General features: G+C 70.1%; 16 protein-coding genes. 6 read left to right on the top strand and 10 right to left on the bottom strand.

All coding sequences use genetic code 11. The features are described from left to right. Positions 1–48: 48 nt before the first annotated feature. Positions 49–1,698, top strand: coding sequence for a DUF1592 domain-containing protein (locus ACJ8AT_RS03550; protein ID WP_407736114.1), 1,650 nt, complete (start codon positions 49–51; stop codon positions 1,696–1,698). Continuing rightward, a complete protein-coding gene (locus tag ACJ8AT_RS03555) occupies positions 1,698–3,029 on the top strand; it encodes a DUF1552 domain-containing protein (protein ID WP_407736115.1) in 1,332 nt (443 codons plus the stop codon). Before ACJ8AT_RS03550 ends, ACJ8AT_RS03555 begins: the two co-directional genes overlap by 1 nt. A 21-nt stretch (positions 3,030–3,050) precedes the next feature. Here the strand turns inward: ACJ8AT_RS03555 and ACJ8AT_RS03560 are convergent, their stop codons facing one another. The 3 genes from ACJ8AT_RS03560 to ACJ8AT_RS03570 form a co-directional block, all read right to left on the bottom strand. Beyond that, a complete protein-coding gene (locus ACJ8AT_RS03560) occupies positions 3,051–4,202 on the bottom strand; it encodes an FAD-dependent monooxygenase (RefSeq protein WP_407736116.1) in 1,152 nt (383 codons plus the stop codon). Between the two features lie 40 nt (positions 4,203–4,242). Then, positions 4,243–4,887 (bottom strand): NADPH-dependent F420 reductase, encoded by a 645-nt coding sequence (locus ACJ8AT_RS03565; RefSeq protein ID WP_407736117.1) that lies wholly within the window; start codon positions 4,885–4,887, stop codon positions 4,243–4,245. Positions 4,888–4,980: 93 nt separating this feature from the next. Beyond that, positions 4,981–6,030 carry a Rieske 2Fe-2S domain-containing protein gene (locus ACJ8AT_RS03570; RefSeq protein WP_407736168.1) on the bottom strand — a complete coding sequence of 350 codons (1,050 nt, stop codon included), beginning with the start codon at positions 6,028–6,030 and terminating at the stop codon, positions 4,981–4,983. A gap of 109 nt (positions 6,031–6,139) precedes the next feature. Between ACJ8AT_RS03570 and ACJ8AT_RS03575 the strand changes: the two genes are divergently transcribed. From ACJ8AT_RS03575 to ACJ8AT_RS03585, 3 genes are all read left to right on the top strand, one after another. Continuing rightward, positions 6,140–7,549: a hypothetical protein gene (locus tag ACJ8AT_RS03575; RefSeq protein ID WP_407736118.1), complete on the top strand. Its 1,410-nt coding sequence runs from the start codon at positions 6,140–6,142 to the stop codon at positions 7,547–7,549. A gap of 144 nt (positions 7,550–7,693) precedes the next feature. Continuing rightward, a complete protein-coding gene (locus ACJ8AT_RS03580; RefSeq protein WP_407736119.1) occupies positions 7,694–8,857 on the top strand; it encodes a hypothetical protein in 1,164 nt (387 codons plus the stop codon). 23 nt (positions 8,858–8,880) lie between these two features. Beyond that, positions 8,881–9,273, top strand: coding sequence for a response regulator transcription factor (locus ACJ8AT_RS03585; RefSeq protein WP_407736120.1), 393 nt, complete (start codon positions 8,881–8,883; stop codon positions 9,271–9,273). 12 nt (positions 9,274–9,285) lie between these two features. On the opposite strand, the gene ACJ8AT_RS03590 is transcribed toward ACJ8AT_RS03585, so the two are convergent. From ACJ8AT_RS03590 to ACJ8AT_RS03620, 7 genes are all read right to left on the bottom strand, one after another. Continuing rightward, positions 9,286–10,248: a DUF4438 domain-containing protein gene (locus ACJ8AT_RS03590; protein ID WP_407736121.1), complete on the bottom strand. Its 963-nt coding sequence runs from the start codon at positions 10,246–10,248 to the stop codon at positions 9,286–9,288. A 15-nt stretch (positions 10,249–10,263) separates the two neighbouring features. Beyond that, complete coding sequence (locus ACJ8AT_RS03595) at positions 10,264–11,355, bottom strand: hypothetical protein (protein ID WP_407736122.1); 1,092 nt, start codon at positions 11,353–11,355, stop codon at positions 10,264–10,266. Positions 11,356–11,401: 46 nt separating this feature from the next. Further along, positions 11,402–11,746 carry a hypothetical protein gene (locus ACJ8AT_RS03600; protein WP_407736123.1) on the bottom strand — a complete coding sequence of 115 codons (345 nt, stop codon included), beginning with the start codon at positions 11,744–11,746 and terminating at the stop codon, positions 11,402–11,404. Positions 11,747–11,807: 61 nt separating this feature from the next. Beyond that, the gene (locus tag ACJ8AT_RS03605) at positions 11,808–13,862 is read right to left on the bottom strand and encodes a hypothetical protein (RefSeq protein ID WP_407736124.1); all 2,055 of its coding nucleotides are present in this window, start codon (positions 13,860–13,862) and stop codon (positions 11,808–11,810) included. 19 nt (positions 13,863–13,881) lie between these two features. Continuing rightward, positions 13,882–15,186 (bottom strand): hypothetical protein, encoded by a 1,305-nt coding sequence (locus ACJ8AT_RS03610; RefSeq protein ID WP_407736125.1) that lies wholly within the window; start codon positions 15,184–15,186, stop codon positions 13,882–13,884. A 26-nt stretch (positions 15,187–15,212) separates the two neighbouring features. After that, positions 15,213–16,316, bottom strand: coding sequence for a hypothetical protein (locus tag ACJ8AT_RS03615; protein ID WP_407736126.1), 1,104 nt, complete (start codon positions 16,314–16,316; stop codon positions 15,213–15,215). 54 nt (positions 16,317–16,370) lie between these two features. Further along, on the bottom strand, positions 16,371–17,450 hold the full coding sequence (locus tag ACJ8AT_RS03620) for a hypothetical protein (RefSeq protein WP_407736127.1): 1,080 nt from the start codon (positions 17,448–17,450) through the stop codon (positions 16,371–16,373). 250 nt (positions 17,451–17,700) lie between these two features. Here ACJ8AT_RS03620 and ACJ8AT_RS03625 point away from each other — a divergent pair, with 250 nt between their 5' ends. Then, entirely contained in the window at positions 17,701–18,609 is a 909-nt protein-coding gene (locus tag ACJ8AT_RS03625) for a DUF547 domain-containing protein (protein ID WP_407736128.1), read from the top strand.

An 18,609-nucleotide genomic window follows, 5' to 3' on the forward strand; every position in this document is an offset into this window, starting at 1 on the left:
TCCCATCCAGGGAACCACCTCCACCACCTGTATCGCGTCCCACTCGCCATGGCCTTGGCGTGCAGCTTCCTTGGAGGCTGCTCGGGCAAGGCGGCGCTGGACGACGTCCACACAGGCCCGATCAACACCCCGCAGCCCTCATCTGGGCCGCCGCCGCCTCCCTTCCAGCCAGCGCCCGTCACCCTGCGCATCCTCCTGGGGTGGCAGTACCGCAACGCCATCGGCTCGCTGCTGGGAGTCGAGGCCGCCAACGCGGTCCAGCCTCCCCAGGACACCGCCGTCAACGGGTTCGATGCCATCGGCGCCGCGCAGCTCGCGCTGAGCCCCAGCGCCCTCGTGAGCTATGAGAATTCGGCTCTGCACGCCGCCCAGGCCGCGCTGTCCAGCACGGCAACTCGCAAGACGCTGATTGGCTGCACGCCCACCTCCACCACCGACGAGTCGTGCCTGCATGACTTCCTGAGCCAGTTCGGGCACCGCGCCTGGCGCCGGCCGTTGTCCGAGCAGGAGCTGGCCTCGTGGATCCACGTGGGCACGGCGGCCGCCACCGCGTACGGCGACTTCTACAAGGGCGTGGAGTTCGCCGTCGCGGGCCTGCTCCAGTCCCCCTCCTTCCTCTACATGGTGGAGGTGGGGCAGCCAGATCCGGAGCACCCTGGGCGCCGCAAGCTCACGGGCCTGGAGCTGGCCACGCGGCTCTCCTTCTTCCTCACGGGAACGACGCCTTCCGATGAGCTGCTCGCGGCGGCCGAGCGCGGCGGCCTGGACACGCAAGAGGGAGTCCGGGCTCAGGCTCTGCAACTGGTGTCACGCCCGGAGGCCCGAGAGGCCCTGACCCGCTTCTTCGACGAGTACCTCCGGCTGCGCGAGCTGCCCACGCTGAGCAAGGACTCCACCCTCTTCCCGTTCTTCACCCCGGAGCTCGCCTCGGGGATGCGCGAGGAGACGCAGCGCTTCCTGGCGGATCTGGTGTGGGACCGGAACACGGACTTCCGGGAGGCGTTCGACTCGGACTCCACCTTCGTGAACAAGGATCTGGCCACGCTCTACGGCCTGTCCGGAGCGCCAGCCACCGGCTTCGCGCGGCTGAAGCTGCCGCCGGAGTCGGGCCGCGGAGGACTGCTGGGCCAGGCGAGCCTCCTCACCCTGCTGTCGCACCAGACGACGACCTCGCCCACGGTGCGCGGCCGCTTCGTGCGCGAGCGCCTGCTGTGCCAGCCCATCCCCGCGCCTCCGCCCGATGTGATCCCCAACCTCCCCGAGCCCCAGTCCGGGGATCAGCCCCAGACGATGCGGCAGCGGCTGGCCGAGCACCAGAAGAACCCCGCGTGCTCCGGCTGCCACACGCGGATGGATCCCATCGGCTTTGGCCTGGAGAACTTCGACCCGGTGGGCCGCTTCCGGGACAGCGATCACGGCGCGCCCATCGACTCGGTGACTCAGCTGGATGCGCTGGGCACCTTCCAGAACCCGAGACAGCTCGGCCAGCTCTTGCGCCGCAGCGATCGCACCGTGCCGTGCCTCGTCCGCAACGTGTTCCGCATGGCCACCGGCCACGTGGAGGTGGAGGGCGAGACGGAGCCCCTGAGCGAGCTGGCCGCGACCTTCTCCCGGTCTGGCTACCACCTGAGGGATCTGCTGGTGGAGATCACCGCGAGTGATGCCTTCCGTTACGCCGCCGATCCGGAGGTGCAGTGATGGCTCCCTTTCGTCTCTCTCGCCGGACGCTGTTGAAGGGCCTGGGGGCCGCCGTGGCGCTGCCCACCCTCGAGGCCATGCTGAACACCCACGGCACCGCCTACGCGGCCGGAGGGACCATCCCGAAGCGCTTCGCCACCTTCTTCTTCGGGGATGGTGTCATCCTCAACCAGTGGGTGCCCTCGGCCACGGGCCCGGGCTGGCAGCCGAGCCCCGCGCTGGCGCCACTGGCCTCCGTGAAGGACTACGTCAACGTCATCACCGGCTACATGGTGAAGACGCCGGACCTGCGCGCCCACCACACCGGGGCGGCGGGCATCCTGTCCGGCTATCCGTTGATCGAGCTCCCGGCGGGCAGCGCCAACTACGCCTCCAAGTTCGGCGGGCCCTCCATTGATCAGGTGGCGGCGAGCCACATCGCGCAGGGCACGACGTTCCCCTCCCTCGAGATCGCCGTCTCCAAGCGCACCTCCAGGGTCGAGGGGCCGACCCTGCAGTACATCTCGCACAAGGGGCCGGACAGCCCCATGCCGCCGGAGTTCAACCCGGCCGCGCTGTACAACCGCATCTTCGGCAGCTTCACGAGCAGCAACACGACGGATCCGCGCAACCTCCTCCGCGCCAGCGTGCTGGATGCGGTGCGTGACGACACCCAACGGCTCCAGCAGCGGCTGGGGAGCGCGGACCGGGCCCGGCTGGACGCGCACCTCACCAGCATCAGCGAGCTGCGCCAGCAGATCCTCGCCCTGCCGCCGGAGTGCACCAAGCCCGCGCCCGTCACCCTGTACAACCAGGATGTGAACGGCAAGGAGCCGCTGGAGCTGGTGAGCAAGGCCTTCAGCGATCTGCTCGTCATGGCGTGGGCGTGCGACCTGACGCGCGTGGCCAGCTACATGTTCAGCGGCGCGGTGAACGCCACCGTGTTCCACATGCTCGGGCAGACCCAGGGCAACCATGATCTCACCCACGACGCGGCGAAGCAGGATCAAGTCCACGCCTCGGTGGTCTGGGTGGTCCAGCAGTTCGCCTATCTGCTGGGCAAGCTGAAGGCGACGCCCGAGGCGGGAGGCAACCTGCTCGACAACAGCTGCCTGCTGCTCACCTCGGATGTCAGCGAGGGGATCTCCCACTCCATCAGGGACTACCCGCTGCTCGTGGCGGGACGCGCGGGGGGCTACTTCAAATATCCCGGCGTCCACGTGCGCTCCACCACTCAGGCGAACGCCAGCGACGTGCTGCTCACCTGCCTCAAGGCGGTGGGCACGGGCGTCACCTCGGTGGGAGGCGCCGAGGGGCTCAGCACCACCGAGTGCGCCGCGATCAAGGCGTAGGCTTCAGCACGCCCGAGGGGCTCAGCTTCGAAAGGAAGCCCCCATCGCGTGCCCGGAAGCGACGAGCTGCCGAGCAGGTCCCAGCCGGCGCTGCTCGTACGCTCGAAGCGCGGCGCGGACATCGGCTCCGCCCTGGGAGGCGTGCTGCTCCAGCGTCCTCACCAGCTCCAGCGCATCCAACATCGCGAAGCGCGCGCCGGAGCCGGTGATGGGACTGGCCACGTGGGCGGCGTCCCCCAACAGGCCCGCGCGCCCCGAGACCAGCGCCGAGGGCAGGTACTCGTAGATGGGACGCAGCGAGAGCGCCTCCGCGGCGATGGTCGTCTCCAGCAGCGCGTGGCAGGGCTTCGGCCACGTCTGCTTCGAGACCGCACGCAAGTCCTCCAGCACCCGGGGCGCGCACTGCCCGGGAGGAACCGCACGGGGCTGCTGGACGCCGTGACGATCCACCAGCAGCTCTTCCCGGAGCCGCGCCTCGGAGGCACCGAAGTACCAGCCCCAGTTGAGGCGCCGATGCCCCGGGCGCAGATCTCCTCCCGGACCCGGCACCGGATACACGACCATGTGATACGGCGGCCGGGGAATGATGTGGAGCGCGTCCCGGAAGAAGTACTCGCGCAGCTCCGCGCCCAGGTCCGCCTCGTTCAGCACCCCACGCCACAGGACATAGCCCGCGTAGGAGGCGTGGAGCTCGACGCCCTCGGGGAACAGCATGCCTCGCGAGCGAGCGTGGTAGCCGTCCGCGCAGATCAGCACCTCGCCCGCCGCCACACGCCCATCCTCCAGCACAGCGCGCACTTCTCCGTCATGCTGCTCCACGGCGGCGAGCGTCGAGGCCGGGTGGTAGCGCTCGTCCGGGAGCCGCTCCCGCAGACACTGGCGGAGCAGCTCGTAGTGGGTGACAAAGAGAGAGGCCGGCTCCATCACGTCTTCCCACGCGGAGAACACATGCCGCCGCGTGAGGTGGGCACAGGCGAGGGCTGGCCTTGGAGCCGCCAGCACCTCACCGATGAGCCCCGGCTCCACCCCCATGCCAGCGCCCTGCCCGTCCGGCGCTCCGGGAGAGCGCTCGAAGAGCTGGACGTCGGCGCCATGCCGGAGCAGCGCCACCGCGGCGGCGAGCCCGCCAATGGAGCCTCCCACCACGAGGCAGCGCAGTCCGGAGAGGCTCATGGCGCGTCCGTCAGGTTCCAGCTCCACGCTCCCAGGCCGCTTACCCGCGCTTGAGCAGCTTGAAGCCAATCTCCCGGCCCTGCCCGGCCCTCATGGCCAGGTGGATCCACAGGATGGCGAGCGACTCCAGGTGGGCGGCGTTGCGCAGCGGCCCCACGTCCACGGGCGTGAAGCCCGCGCGGGTGGCGATGGAGGACACCAGCTCCTTGGCCTGCGCGTCATCCCCCGCGAGCTGCACATCGATGGAGGTGTTGCCGAGCTTCGGCTCCAGGTGGAACTCGGCGCCGAAGGTGGAGAAGCCCTTCACCACGCGGACCTTCGGGAAGGCCTTGGCGAGCGCGGCGGCCAGCGAGCCCTCGGGGGGCGGGGTGTGCACCGGACCGTCGTCCCACTTCAAGGGGTTGTTGCAATCCACGAGCACCTTGCCGGAGATGTCCCCCATGGAGCGGGTGGCCTCCACCGCGGCGTTGGCGGGGACGGCGAGGAAGATGACGTCGGCCCACTTGGCGGCCTCGGGGATGCTGCTCTGCTCCGCCTTGCCTCCACTCTTCTCGATGACCTCCTTCGCGTCCGAGCCCTCCCGGACGCCGAAGCGGACGGAGAAGCCACTGCGGGCGAGGTGGATGCCCAGGTTGCCGCCGACATTTCCGGCGCCGACGATGGCGATGCGAGGGTTCTGGCTCATGAGGTTGCTCCTGAAGTGCGGGAGGCTGAGGTGCCTCTCCGCTCTCTTTCAGGTGTAGCTCGCCTGGGTCAACACTTCCAGTGGGAGCGCGTCTCAGCGTGTGGAGCCCTGAACGAGCGCCACGGGCGCGACGGGCTCCTCCGCCGAGCCCTGGCCGAAGTAGATGCGCTCCAGCAGCTTGCGCTGATGGATGATGGGCTTGTCGTACTTGCCCAGGCGCATGCCCTTCAGGCTGTACGGTGTGTCGGCGACGGTGGGGATGAAGCGCGCGTCATCGCGGATCTCGAACCAGGCGAGCATCGGCTGGGCCCTGCGCACCACGGGCATCAGCGGCCGGAAGCGGGGATCAACGAGCTTCAGGAACGCGAAGACGTGGAAGCGCGTGGTGCGCGGCGTCTCCGGCACCATGAAGATGGCGAAGTGGTGATGGAACGGGCGGGGCTCTCCCGAGGCCGCGCTCCAGCGGATGGAGTAGCCCGTACGAACCGGATCAAAGCGCGTCACCCAGTCGTTGTGGAAGACGTCACCGGGCTTCAGCAGGAGCAGCCGTAGGAGCTGGCTGTTTCGCTGCGGCGCGCGGTAATGCACCTCCGTCCGGTCCTCGTGGTTCTCCGCCGAGAACTCGATGGCGCGGGTGCCCTGGTCGTCCCACCCCAGGCGCGTATGGACGAACGGGGTGTGCTCGTCCTCGCTGAAGTTGTCGAGCGCCACGTGCAGCGGCGCGCGGAAGAGCATGGAGAAGGAGCCGGTGAGCTCGAACCCCTCGGGCGCGAAGTCCGGGAAGGCCGACAGCGGCGTGTCCCGGGCCGCGAGCCAGAGGTAGCCATGGCGCTCGACGAGCTGGAGGGCGCGCGCATCACACTTCTTCAGGTCGGGCTGGCTGGGGCTGCGGCCGTGGCCCTCGGCGTCGAAGTTCCAGCCATGGTATGGGCACTGGAGCCGCCCATCCTTGCGCACCCTCCCCGCCGAGAGCGGGGCGAAGCGGTGGGGACAGGCATCCACCAGCGCCGCGGCCTTCCCCGTCCCATCTCGGAACAGGGCGTAGGCGCGCCCGGCAAGCTCCACCCGCAGGGGCTTCTTTCGAAGCTCGCGGGCTGGCAGAACGGGGTGAAAGAAACGGGTGACATCCGGCATGGGTTCCATACGTCTCACGATACTTCTATCGGTCTGGGCGGCGCTGCTCCTCTCGGCTGGCTGTGTCCGGCGCCCGGTCGCCACCTGCCCGGACGAAGGGGGACACTCGTGGCGTGAAGTGAACAGTCCCCACTTCCGCATCTCGACGGATCTCGGCGATCGCGTGGCGCGCCTCGCGGCCGTGGAGCTGGAGCAGCTGCGCGCCGCTCTGCTGCTCGTGTGGGGAGACAAGGTGGATCCCCCAGGCCAGGTGGATGTCATCGTCGCCCGCAACGACGCGGAGCTGGAGGAGTTCACCCAGGGCGCCGCGCTGGAGGCCTTCCTGGACTCGTCCGGGCGAGACCCCTTGATGGTGATGGCCGGAGAGGGCGAGTTCCTGGCGCAACATCCCGAGTCCCTCCCGGTCCAGGCGCACGAGCTGGCCCACCACATCAGCCGCTTCGTGATGGTGCGCCAGCCCAAGTGGCTCTCGGAGGGACTGGCCACCTATCTCGAGACGGTGCGGTTCTCCTCTCTGCACCGGAAGGCCACCTTCGGGTGGTTCCACCCCCAGCACTACTTCTACCTCCGCACCCATGGGCGGCTCTCGCTGAAGCAGCTCTGGGCGTGGGATCAGCGGCCGTACGCCATCGGCGCGGAGGCGCGGCCCTACTACGCCACCTCGTGGCTGTGGGTGGTGTACCTGATGGACAAGCAGCCGAAGCGCTTCCACGACTTCCAGGAGCGGCTGTCTCGTGCCGAGGAGCCCCGTCAAGCGTGGGACGCGGCCTTCGGGGACGTGCCTCGGCTGGAGGAGGACTTCCAGAAGTACGTGCCTCGAAGGGAGGACTCGCTCACGGTGGAGCTGCCGCGGATCGACCCGGAGCTCCAGGTGCAAGAGCTGGACTGCGCGGAGATCCACGCCCTGCGCGCGCGGCTCTTCCTGCGCAGCCCGGGGCGCAGGCGCCTGGCCGAGCGCCTTCGCCTGGCTGGGCAGGAGGTGGAACAGGCGCTGCGCGAGGACCCAACGAACGTGAGCGCCGTGCAGCTCCAGGCCGGCTTCACCCCGGAGCCGGAGAAGCGGCTCGCGCTGGCGAGAGCCCTGGTCCAGGCACGCCCCCAGAGTGGGGCCGCGTGGAGCCTGTTGGGCCAGGCGCTCCAGGATGCGAACGCTCCCGTGGCCGAGCAGGAGCAAGCGCTCCAACGCGCCCTGGCGCTGGAACCGGAGGACGTGGATGCGCTCGTGGCGATGGCCTGGCTCCACACCGAGAAGGGAGAGACGGCGGAGGGGCTCGCGAAGGCCGAGCACGCCGTCCACCTGGCGCCAGGACGGGCCTCCACGCTGGAAGCCTACGCGGCGCTGCTCTTCCAGGCGGGCCGGTGTGAAGAGAGCGTCACGGCCCAGCAGCGCGCCATCAGCCTCCTGAATGGCCACATCACCGCGGCCCTGCGAGAGGCGGCCCAGGCCACCCAGCAGGCAATGGAACAGAAGCTCGGCGAGTACGAACGGCGCTGTGCCGGTACGTCCCCTCCTCGACACGCGGACTGACCCCGCAAGGCAGCCCAATGTCTGATCCATCAGAGCCCGCCCATCCCCCTTCCTGAAATCAACCATGCCACGCCGCGCGCTGATGATCGCGCTTGGGAGATCTCTACAGTGCCTCGCCACGAGACTCCTGCCGTGGAGGTTGCCTTGGCCGAACATGACTCCGAGCGGAAGCGCGCACGTCCCCCTCTCCCCGCTCAAGGCGTGATGGCGCTCCTGGAGCGGTGGGTCTCCGAGCTCGAGCGCGACGCGCCTGCCTCCGCCCCAGCGCCCGAGGCGCCTCGCTCACGCAACCGGCCCGCTCGAGAGCGGCTCGAGCCCGATCCCTTCACCGACAAGCTGTCCGCTGAGGAAGCTCCCGCGCCACAAGCCCCCGCCCCCAGTCCGGCGCGGCCACGGCCCGAGGCCAGGCCTCGGGAGCCAGGAGAGCAGAGGCACCCCGCCACCGCCGCCCGCGCGGCTCGTGAGGAGCTCCGCCTCCAGGGCCTGGTGGTCACGCTCCCGCCAGGAGATGCGCAGATCGTCCTCGGCCGCGAGGGCGGACGGATCGTCCACCGAGGCACCGTGGGAGTCCGGGGTCCCTGCGCGCCCACTCAAGAGGAGTTGCTCGGACTGGGGATGACGAAGGCCCAGGCCCGAGCGCTGGAGTTCGTCCTCGCGTGGTTCGGCTCTCCGTTCGACTCGGTCACCTCGGAGGTCTCGGACGGGGAAGGTCCCGGCTGGGGTGTGTGGCCGCTCTCGGGCGCCGCTCTCATCGAAGCCCTGGTGCGCTGGAAGCGGCGTGAGCCCGAGGTGTTCAAGGCCCGGCTGGAACGCCTGGGTATCGACGTCACCCCGGGACAGCCGCCGGAGCCGCCCTCGCTGAGCCTCATGGACCTGGAGCACGGCCATCTCATCACAGGCCCGCAAGCGTTGGAGCGGCTGGGAGAGGATCCTCGGTTGCTCGCGGCGCTGGCCCAGGCGGGACGGGAGCGGGGCGCGCAGCTCGCGCAGCTCGAGTATCTCCACGAACAGGTGCTTCGCCCCGCGCTGCTCTCCTCCGAGGGGAGCGCCGCTCCGCTGGACGCACCGGGCAGTCCCTTCGCCACCCCCCGCGCGCTGGCCCTGCTGTTCCACACCGAGCTGCGCCTGGGCCGCCGAGGCGTCACGCGGCTCGTGGCGCACGCGCACGAGAAGCCGGGGCAGTCAGGCTCCGGGGAACCCGCGGGCCAGCGCTTCGCGGCGGACCTGCAAGCCGCCGGGCGCGTCCGGGAGGCCACCGAGCTCCGGCGCATCCTGTCGTCCCCCGAGCTGGCAGGAGCGCCGTCGTAGGGCGCCAGAGGCAAGAGGCCACCATGGAGACTCCACTGCCTCCTGGCAGCCGTGTCCTGCTCATCATCGCGGAGCCACAGGCGCCGCGAGCGGCAGGTGCGCAAGGCCCTGCTCCCGCTGGTGAGCTCATCATCGGCTCCCGCCACTATCACCTCGTGCCGGCGCCATCCGAGGAACCAGCCCCCACTCCCGCGCCTACGCTCCCGGACGCGCAACTGCTCACCGCGCGGGAGCTGCAGGTTGCCTCGCGCGTCGCCGCGGGCCAGGTGAACAAGCAGATCGCCGCGGACCTCCAGATCAGCGCGTGGACCGTCGCGGCTCACCTGCGAAGGATCTTCAGCAAGCTCGGAGTCGAGAACCGAGCCGCCATGGTGTCGCGCTGCTTCGGGGCCCAGCCCGGGCCGCGAAGCCCTTGAGGGGCAGGCGGCTCACCCCCGCGCGGAGGAGGCCAGGCTCCTGCGCAGCCCCAGGAGGAGCGCGAGGTTGGCCCCAGGCTCGCGCACCAGACGCAGGCGCGTCGCGGGAGCGACCAGCAGCGGCGTCACCCCAGGCCCGTGGCCCGCGATGCGGCTGTCCGAGTGGACCACCACGCCCACGGTGACGAGGCCCTGCCGCCGCGAGGGGCCGAAGCGATAGTCCAGCGGGCTGATCGCCACCAGATCTCCCAGCCGGAGCGAGCCAAGCCGGAAGCGCCGCACCAGCTCCCGATCCGAGAGCTGGATGTCCAGGTCTCCCAGCACGCCCTCGAAGCGCCCCATGCCGGAGCCCATCACCTCGGCGGGAACCCGGTGCGTGACGGGGACGGTCAGCCGCCCACCGGAGCCCCGCACGCCCCAGCGCCGCAGCAGGCGCGGGGAGAGGTTCTGGAGTCGCACCTCCGGGAAGTCCGGCAGCGCGAGCCCCTGGCCGCACGCGTCGATCTGCACCCGATCCCCGATGAGCAGGCGGCGCTTCACCTCGGGTGGGAAGTCGATGATGACGTGGTTGATGCCGCCGTGCTTGCCCACCACCGTGCCCACGGCGCCCTCCGCGGGGCCGGACGTCACTCGCGCCCGGTTGCCCACGCAGGAGTAGAACATGAGCGCCCGGTTGGGGCCGTCCCGCGGGCCCACCACCTCGCGCCCGTTGTTGTGGAGCGAGACCCCCGCCTCCATGTGGTCCGCCGCCAGCCCCACCGCGGGATCCCCCACCCGCCGGTTGAGGACGATGCCTCCGCTGCCCGGCAGGAGCCGGAGCACGCCATCCCGGCCAATGCGATAGGTGGTGGGGCGAATGATGGGGTGGGCGACCTGCCCCGCGACCGCCACCTCCACCAGCCGCGCCACGTTGGTTCGCGGCGCTCCCTGGGCGTGCGCGCCCGACTCCATCACTGGAAGCTGCTGGACGTCCATGTCGTGCCCCCAGGCTCAGAGCGCGGCCGCGGCACTGGGAATGCCGAGCGTCTTGCGCAGGGTGGGAGTGACGCCGCGGAAGGAGCGCCCCTCGCGCGTCATCCGGTAGGCGGCGATCCACTCTTCGGACACCGGCCCCAGCGGCCTCACCTCCAGTTGGAAGTCCTGGAAGTCTCGGGTCTTGAAGGGGTTGTCCGCCACGAAGTTGAGCAGCAGCCGCCCAGCGTCCGCCATCTTCGAGCGCTGGGAGATCTCTCCCGTGCCGCCCAGGTAGCGCTGGGACACCACCTCGATGACGTCCCACTTGGTGTTGGCGTCGAAGGCCTTCTTGATGTCCGGCGTCTCCAGCGTGTCGAGGATCGTCTTGAGGTACTCGCCCGTCTCCATCGTGAGCGCGAGCAGGTTGCCGTAGGTGGCGCGGTCCAGCTGCCAGCGCATGTCGGTGCCCAGCCGCTGGATGGTGGCCTGGCTGGCGAAGGGCCGCTCGTTGAGCGTCTGCGAGCCGCGGATGACCTCGCCGATCAGCAAGTCCCGGAAGTACTGGGCGATGGCGGCCACGAACGCGACGAACTCGCGGTGGAAGTTGCGGAACACCACCGCGCCCGGCGTGGCCACCAGCGTCCCGTAGTTGAACGCGCGCCGGTAGGCGAGCTGCCGGTCCCGCGGCTTGTACCGCAGCGGGTGGTGCTTCTCCAGCAGGTACAGCGCCCGCGCGCCGGGGCCTCGCTGGATGCGCATGCGCCCGTCGTGGAAGAGCCGCAGCAGCACTCCCGCCACCTGGAACACCTTCATCCGCTCGTGCTGGTAGATGTAATAGAGCTCCGAGGCCGCATGGAGCTGTGTCTGGATGACGGACTCATCGAAGTCCTGGACGAGCACCGGCTTGCTGATGGCATCGAAGGAGGGCGCGCCCCCCTTGCTCAGGCCCATCAGGTCCGAGAACAACGATGGAGTCGCGCCGTTGGACGCCCGGGTGAGCAGCTCCCCCTCCCGGGCGTCGAGTTGCTTCTGCAGCTCCGCGCGCTGCTCGATGGGGACGTTGGTGAGGACATCCCGCTTCCACTGAGAGAAGAGACGTTGCAGAGCTTCAGCCGTACCGAGACTCATGGCGTGCCACCTGGATCAAACGTGTTGACGGAAAAGGAATGTGCCCTCAGTGCATCTCGGGCAACTCCGCTTCAGGGGGCTTTGCCTGCTCGCCGGGCCCGGTCGTCTTGAGCTCGGCCGTCTTGAGCTCGCCTCGCACGCCCAGGGACTTCTCCAAGTACTCCTGCTTCTCGCTGAGCAGCTTCACCTGCAAGGTGAGCCTGAGCACGATATCCGCCAAGGCCTGGAGCCTGCTCATGAGCTCTTGCGGCGTGGGAGCCGCGGGCTTCACGGTTGGTTGTGCCGTGCCTGGGTCCGGCGCGGCCGCGGGCTTCGCGTGTGAGGGGGTCGTGTCCTGGCCCGATGGGGCTTGAGGCTTCGCAGCCTGATGAATCTTGTCCTTCTGGCTCATGGCGTGCCACCTGCTTCAATGACGTTGACGAAAAGGAGTCCGGCCTTCATGACTTCCCGCCCTACAGCCCCAAGTGCTTGTCCACCGAGTCCTCGAGATCGCTGATCTGGCGCAACGTGCGATCCAGCGCATCACCCGCCCCCACGCTGGGGCTGACGGGAGACGCCCCCGGCGGTGGCGCGATGCTCGCCCCCGGCTGCGAGCGGTCGATCCTCGCCTGAAGCTGCTGGAGATCGAGCTGCACCCTCCGCCGTGCCTCTCGCTCGTCCCGGAGATCGCTCTCGAGCTCGCTCAACCTCGATTGAACCGCGGCGGCTCCCCCCGCGCGCCCTGGCGAACCGGCGGCGAAGTCCTCCATTGGAGGTGTCTGCCTGAGCCGCCGGGTGAACTCGACGAGCTCGTTCTGGGAGACGCGCTCGGCGGGAATCAGGCCCACTTCGAGCGTGTCATCCGCGTCCAGCGCGCGGTCCGGGCCGGCATAGAGCCGGGTCGCATCCTCCAGCAGCTGCTCGCGCCCGGCGCTCGCCAGAGTGAGCTGCAGCGCCAGCTCCTTCCACTCCGCCTCCAGGATGCGCTGCTCCTTCAGGAACTGATTCCGCTCGTCAATGGGCGGCAGGTTGGGAGCCCGGTTCAGCTCGCCGGCGATGTCCTCCACCAGCTTGCGCAGCGTGTCCCTCACATTCTCCTTCGAGATGCTCGGCGGGGGGGGCTCATTCCAGTCACTGCCAGGTGGATCCACGTCGCTCAACAACCACGTCTCGAAGATCGACCCGTAGATCGCCGCGCGCCGCTCCTCGACACCGTCGAGGGTGGTGCCCCCGCCCATCAGGTACAGATCGATGGCGCGGTCCACGTCGTAGAGGACGCGATCGAGCTTGACCGCGAGCGGCCAGGTAATGGGGTCGAAGTCTGGAATCGCGTGCAACGCATCCAGCTGCGCAGCCAGCTTGCTGCGCTGGCGGAACAGCTCCTGCACGACGTCACTGCCCTGGTCGTCGACGCGCGCGAGCTCCACGGACGCGAGCGGGGACGGCAAGGCGATGTTGAGCAGCCGGGAGCCCGTGCCGGGCTTGGCGAACGCTTCGATGAACAGCTTCAGGGCCTGGACGAAGGCGCTCAAGGGCGCGGAGGCGGACTGGGAGGCGCCGCCCTGCCCCTCCAGCACCAGCACCGCCACCGCGTACAGCCGCCGGAGATGGACCAGCTCCAGGGGCACCGTCGAGGTGATCTCCCGCACCAGCTCCTGCTGCTGCTGGGGCACGGTATCCAGCAGCACGGTGAGCAGCCGCGACATCGCATCCGGGCGGATGATGGCCCGGAGGTCCGAGTGGCCCAGGTTGCCGAGCGCGGTGTACAGCGCCCCATAGGACGCACTGCCATCGCCCCAGTCATCCGCGTCCTCGGGGCTGCCGGAGATGAGGCGCGCGAGGCTGGTGATGACGGCCTCGCGGCGCTGCCGCAGATCCTCCAGCGTCACCTGGAAGACGGTGCCCCCCTCGTCGAAGCCCGCCCGGAAGAGCGCCTCGCCCGCGAGCACGCGGAGGACGATGGAGGACTCATCCAGCGTGGCGGCCAGGCGGCGGAACTCGGCGTCCACCGCGGGGTTGAGCAGCCCCACCATGCGCGCCACGCGCGCGTAGTCTCCCAGCTTGCGCACGCTGTAGAAGGTCCGGTCCCGCTGAGTGGCGTCCGCCGCCAGGGAGGCCGCCCCCACCCCCTCTCCCAGCTCGGCGAGGATGGCGTCACGCCACCCGACGAGCGGGGCCTTGTAGTCGCGGTTGGAGGCGAGCTCCACGACGCAGTTCAGGTCCGCCTCGAGCGCCTGCCGCGCCTGCTGGTAGCGCTGGAAGCCCGGCGACTCCGTGCTGCCCACAGGCCCCAGCGCCACGGGCTCGGGCTCCGCCGATGGGCGGATGGAGAGGCCTCGGCTCTCGTCCGTCAGGCGCGCAGCCATGTCCGGGTACAGCTTGCTCAGCACCTGGACCCACTGCTCCGGGTTTCCTACGTCCGCGAGCCCGGACTTCTGGCGCAGGAACTCCTCGAACTTCGTCTTCGCCGTCGCCGCCAGCTGCATGGAGCCCGTAGCACTCTGTGTCTTCCCATTCTCGTACATCATCCATCCCCTTGAGTTGCTGTCATGCGGCCATGGCGGCGCTCACGCTGGGCGCTCCCACGCCTCGAGAGCCAAGCCCCGCCAGATGATTGAGTACCGTGCGTGAAATGTGCTCGGGTGAAGCCAGCCTGCGCGCGAGCGCCTCGCGGCTGGCTCCCACCGTGAAGCGAGGAGGCAGCTGCTCGGGGACCTTCCCCCGCGCGATGGACTCGGCCGCGCGGCGGATCCGCTCTTGATCCTCGGCATGGAACGGCACCACGTCCACCAGCGCGGCCTGCGCCAGCCCGCGGCGCGTCTGGAAGGCCACCTCGTCCACCACGTGAGGGATGACCCGAGCCGCCGTCTCCAGCAGCCGCGCTGGGATGCGTGCCGCGGGCAGGTACTCGCGATAGAGCCGGTACCAGTTGTCCCGCACGTCCCGCGCCTGCTCCAGGAAGCCCATCCGCCGCAGCATCTCCGCCTGGATGAGCACCCGCAGGTACGGCGTGGGGTGGACGCTCAGCGGATGGAACGTCAGCACCCGGGCTGGCGGATACGCGAGGAAGTCCTTCATCGACTGGACCGAGGCGGGCCCGCCCAGCAGACAGGCGATGAGGTCCGCGAAGATCTCCTTGTGCCAGCGGCCCCACAGGCGGGTCAGCCAGGGGTCGCCCGTGATGCCGAGCACCCTGCGCTGGAGGGCCACCTCCGTCTCCTGCCAGACGTTCAGATCCGCCTGCAGGCTATGGCCTATCTCGTGGAGGATGACGCCCATGCCCCAGGGCGCCTCCACGCGCTCGTACGGGACGCGGATCAGCGGGAACGGGTTGCGCTCGCCCAGCAACCGCCGCAGCAACACGCCGCGCCGGAAGGTGGCGGGCGAGAAGCCGTGCTCCAGGTAGGCGAGCGGCTTGAGCAGCGAATTGCCCAGCAGCCCCGGCGCGGCCCGCCGGATCACCCGGAAGCAGTCGGCCGCGATGACGTCACAGGCCGCCAGCGCTGGCGCGAAGCGCGTGCCCCGCTGGCTGAAGACGTCGAAGAAGAGGCCAAAGGCGCGGCGGGCGCGGTCAATCTCCCGCTCCAGCAACGCGGTCCGGGCCAGCACCTCGCGGGAGCGCGGCTCGGAGCCGTTGATCGCTTGGGTCAGGCTGGCCAGCGCCCGGCGCACACCGCGATCGATCTCCTGCAGCCGCGTGTTGGCCGCGGCGAAGTGGGCGGCGGAGGGAGCAAAGGGCACGTCCTGCGGCCGGATCCCCACGTCCCGCGGAGTCAGGCGCGACAGCCGCCCCGCGCGGAACGTGACGTTCTGGACCTTGGCCCTCAGGAACTGCTGCAGCGCGTCGGCCATATGCTCCCCTCCCCTCCCCTCGGGACTCACCTCACGACGACTCGTACTGGCGCGCGGAGGGTGACGGTCCGCATCCGGCGCCTCCCCATCCCCCCGCCCACGCCCAGGCCCCCTCTGCCCATCTGGGGCCGGCTGGCCGGGCGCCGGATTCCCGCTCTCTGCCGGAGCTGCCGCGCGGCCGGGCTTGGACGGGCCAGCCGGCGCACCGCCCGGGGGCTGGAGGCCACCCGGCTGCCAATGCGGCGGATCATCCTCGGCACTGCCTGAGGGCTGGCGCCCTGCTGGCGCACCAGGCGTGTCACCTCGCGGACCACGCGCGTCACGGCCGGGAGCGCTCGCGCGCCGAAGCGCTGGACAATGCGCCGGGCAATCTGCGTCGTCATCCGGCTCACGGCACGCCCGAGCGCCCGCACCTGCTGGGGCTGCTGCCGGCGGCGCGCGGGAGGAATGGTGGAGCGCACCACGTGGCGCGCGGCGAGCCCACCGAGCACCGAAGTGAAGGCGTCCAGATCTTCGTCGCTGGCGTAGTCCGCCGCGGCGTCCGCGAAGGCGTCCATGGCATCGGCGCGCAACAGCCCGGCCAGGGTGCGGCCAATCTCCTGCCCCGCGATGCCTCCCACCTGTGGCGCGGCCTGCCGGAGCAGCCGGACGGCGATGGGCATGGCTCTCCGGCCGATGCGCTGGAGCGTGGGCCCGGCCACGCGCATCGCCGTGCGGAACGCTCCGGAGAGGCGTCGTAGGAACTCGTCCTCGTCCTGCGCGTCCATCGCCTGGGCGAAGGCATCCTCGAGCGAGTGCGCCTCCTCGGCCTCGAAGCCCTCGGCCTCAAAGCCTTCGGCCTCGAAGCCCTCGCCCTCGAAGCCTTCTCCCTCGGAGCCTTCTGCCTCGAAGCCCTCGCCTTCGAAGCCCTCGCCTTCGAAGCCTTCTGCCTCGAAGCCTTCTCCCTCGGAGCCTTCGGCCTCGAAGCCCTCGCCCTCGAAGCCTTCTGCCTCGAAGCCTTCTGCCTCGAAGCCCTCGCCCTCGAAGCCTTCTCCCTCGAAGCCTTCCTCCATGCCCTCCTCACCCTCGGCCATCAGGTCGGACATCTCATCGGCCTGGCCGGAAAACTCCTCCTCGAAAGGCTGCTGCATCGGTACTCCTCCTTGTCCTGGAAACGTCGTGAACGGGTGGGATGGGACGCCGGCCTAGGTAAGCGCCTGGCGGAGACTCGCGGCGCTGACCGTGGAAATAGGGATGCGGCGAAGGATCTGCTGCCGCGCCCGCACCCGCTGCGCCGCCACGCCTGGGGCAACCGCGCCGAGTCCAGGAGACTGGGCCGTGCGCGCGAGCACCCGCCGGGACACCCCCCGCACCACCTGAGGCAATGCCCCGATGGCCGCGCCAGGCCCACGGCGGTGCAGGTTCCTCGCCGCGAGCAGGGCGATGGCTCGCAGCACCCGGAGGCGCCTGCCCGCGGTGCCTGGCACTTGCTGGGCCACCCGCATCAAGTACTGCTCCAAGGCCCGGGTCCGTGCCCGCATGGCTCCCTGGGCGGCCGCCCCGAGCGGAGTGCCCGAGGGGACCGCCTGCCGGGCCACCACACGTGCCGCGAGGCCCGCCCCCATCGGGAGCGCCACGGCCGGCGGGACCTGCCGCGCGTCCGCCATGTCCGCGAGCGCGTCCAGGGAGGCGTCGTCGTCCGCGCCGTCAGCGCGCAGCAGGGTCGAGGCGATCCGCCCGCCGACTCCGGGGATGAGCCCGCCCACGGCTCCGGCCAGCGCGCCTCGCAGCCCGCGGCCCTCCAGCAGCCCCTGGGCAGCACCTATACCGGCGGAGAGGACCCGCCCCCATGGGCCGGCGACCCCCGCCACGCGTTGGATGATGGGCAGCGCGCGGCGCAGCAGGGGCGCGGCGCGACGCAGCAGCGGCCCGGCGACACGGCCCACCTGCTGTACACCCCGGGCAACGCCACGCACGGCCCCTCGGACCCGCCGGGCGATGCGGCGGAAGAACGCCTCGGCATCATCGGCGTCCATGGACTCCAGGATGAAGGGGTTGAGGCTGCGGGCGAGCACGACGGCGGCGGGGCCGGAGATGAGGCGCGGGCTGGCGTTGGGCATGTAGAGGCCGCTGGCCAGATCCATCTCGAAGCCCTCGAAGCCATCCCCTTCCTCGAAGCCCTCGGCGTCCTCGCCGAGCAGCTCGGCGAAGCCGTCCTCCTCGAACCCGTCGAGCTCGCCGAACTCGTCAGCCAGCTCCTCCATTTCCTGGAAGGCGTCCGCCATCCCAAGCTCGGACTCGAAAGCCTCTTCCGAAAAGAACTCGGCGCTGGTCATCAATGTCCCCCCGTCATGGCGTGAACTCAGCCCTACAAGAGCGCCAAGATGGAGAACAGGACACGTCGGGCACAGTCGCTCGTTTGAGCTAACCCTGTCGCTCGTTTGAACTAGCACCGAGCCACACCTGCCAGGCGTGCTCCCGCGAGCGGCCCGCCATGTCCCACGCGGTGCTTCGCTGGACTACACTGCGTGCACCGTGGAACCCCCTGCTCCCAACCGGCGCCGCCGTCTCCTGCTCGTGGTGGCCGCCTTCGTGCTTCCCGCGGTGCTCGCGGTGGGCGGAGTGTTCTACGTGCACGGGCTGCTGCCCGCCTTCGTTCCGAGCGGGGACTTCCCCTTCCACTACGGCGGCTATGCCCACGTGCTCCAGCATGTGAAGCCGGACGGCGACGTGGACTTCTCCGCCCTGGGCCGGGAGCGCCAGGAGCTGGACACCTTCGTGCGCTCGCTGGCCACGTTCTCGCCGCGCACCCGGCCTGATCTCTTCGAGAAGCCCGAGGACGCGCTGGCCTACTGGCTCAATGCCTACCATGCGCTCGTGCTGCAGGCGGTGGTGGACGAGTACCCCTACCTCGAGAGCGTGAATGACAAGTGGTTCGGGCGCTTCTTCTGGGGGCGCTCCTGGCCCGTGGGTGGCCAGCGGCTGACGCTCTGGGCGCTGGAGCACCGCATCCTCCTGCGAGAGTTCGCCGACCCGCGCATTCACCTGGCCCTCTTCCACGGCACGCGCGGCGGGCCCCTGCTGGATGGCGCGCCCTTCGAGCCGGCCTTCCTCGACTCACAGCTCAACGACGCGGCCCGCCGCTTCGTGGGAGATCCGCGCCACGTGAGGCTGGAGAAGAACACCGTCCACCTGGACAGCCTCTTCGACACGTACCGGGAGGACTTCCTCGCCGCGCTGCCCGAGGGCCGCCGGGGCAACGTGCTCCAGTTCGTCTGGGCCTTCCTGCCGGACACCTGCACGGATCGCTACGGCTGTGACACCCGGAGCGATCTCGATCGCGTCTGCGGCCCGAAGCTCGATCAGTGCCAGCTCGTCTTCGAGCGCGAGGATCCAGCGCTCCCGGACGCCGCCGCGCGCGGGCCCCGGGCTGGCACCCGCTGA

It is taken from the genome of Hyalangium sp. (genome assembly GCF_045802625.1).
In the GTDB taxonomy this organism is placed as follows: Bacteria; Myxococcota; Myxococcia; order Myxococcales; family Myxococcaceae; genus Hyalangium.

Bases quoted from the DNA above. Each gene is read 5' to 3' on its own strand.
- ACJ8AT_RS03550 (WP_407736114.1), top strand. From the start codon at position 49: ATGGCCTTGGCGTGCAGCTTCCTTGGAGGCTGCTCGGGCAAGGCGGCG.
- ACJ8AT_RS03555 (WP_407736115.1), top strand. From the start codon at position 1,698: ATGGCTCCCTTTCGTCTCTCTCGCCGGACGCTGTTGAAGGGCCTGGGG.
- ACJ8AT_RS03560 (WP_407736116.1), bottom strand. From the start codon at position 4,202: ATGAGCCTCTCCGGACTGCGCTGCCTCGTGGTGGGAGGCTCCATTGGC.
- ACJ8AT_RS03565 (WP_407736117.1), bottom strand. From the start codon at position 4,887: ATGAGCCAGAACCCTCGCATCGCCATCGTCGGCGCCGGAAATGTCGGC.
- ACJ8AT_RS03570 (WP_407736168.1), bottom strand. From the start codon at position 6,030: ATGGAACCCATGCCGGATGTCACCCGTTTCTTTCACCCCGTTCTGCCA.
- ACJ8AT_RS03585 (WP_407736120.1), top strand. From the start codon at position 8,881: ATGGAGACTCCACTGCCTCCTGGCAGCCGTGTCCTGCTCATCATCGCG.
- ACJ8AT_RS03590 (WP_407736121.1), bottom strand. From the start codon at position 10,248: ATGGACGTCCAGCAGCTTCCAGTGATGGAGTCGGGCGCGCACGCCCAG.
- ACJ8AT_RS03595 (WP_407736122.1), bottom strand. From the start codon at position 11,355: ATGAGTCTCGGTACGGCTGAAGCTCTGCAACGTCTCTTCTCTCAGTGG.
- ACJ8AT_RS03600 (WP_407736123.1), bottom strand. From the start codon at position 11,746: ATGAGCCAGAAGGACAAGATTCATCAGGCTGCGAAGCCTCAAGCCCCA.
- ACJ8AT_RS03605 (WP_407736124.1), bottom strand. From the start codon at position 13,862: ATGATGTACGAGAATGGGAAGACACAGAGTGCTACGGGCTCCATGCAG.
- ACJ8AT_RS03610 (WP_407736125.1), bottom strand. From the start codon at position 15,186: ATGGCCGACGCGCTGCAGCAGTTCCTGAGGGCCAAGGTCCAGAACGTC.
- ACJ8AT_RS03615 (WP_407736126.1), bottom strand. From the start codon at position 16,316: ATGCAGCAGCCTTTCGAGGAGGAGTTTTCCGGCCAGGCCGATGAGATG.
- ACJ8AT_RS03620 (WP_407736127.1), bottom strand. From the start codon at position 17,450: ATGGCGGACGCCTTCCAGGAAATGGAGGAGCTGGCTGACGAGTTCGGC.